The following is a 351-nucleotide window of genomic DNA, read 5'->3' on the forward strand; positions in this document are numbered from 1 at the left end:
CGTCTCGGGCGCCATCGGCGACGGCGGCAACCGCCACGGGCTGTACAAGGTCGACACCGGCACCGCGGTCCTGACCGCCGCCAACACCTACTCGGGCGGCACCAACATTTGGAACGGCAAGCTCAGCGCCGCGAGCGCGGGCGCGCTCGGCAGCGTGGTGGCCACTGGCTGGCGCGGCGGCACCCTGAACGTGAACGGCGTCACCCTGGCCAACTCGCTGTCCCTCGCGGGGTCCGGGGCCAGCGGTACCGGCGCGCCGACCCGCAACGCCATCCGCGGTGCATCCGGCGCACTGACGCTCGCGAGCGCCGCTCTGCTCGGCGGCACCGGCACGCTGACCGTCTCGGGCGC

At 74.6% G+C, this 351-nt stretch carries 1 protein-coding gene; it reads left to right on the plus strand.

Annotated elements, in window-relative coordinates:
- Positions 1 to 351, plus strand: a 351-nt coding sequence (locus MKL01_RS29390; protein WP_243908724.1) for an autotransporter-associated beta strand repeat-containing protein, incomplete at both ends; no start/stop codon positions are given.

Source organism: Methylobacterium sp. J-070, from assembly GCF_022829385.1.
Taxonomy (GTDB): Bacteria; Pseudomonadota; Alphaproteobacteria; order Rhizobiales; family Beijerinckiaceae; genus Methylobacterium.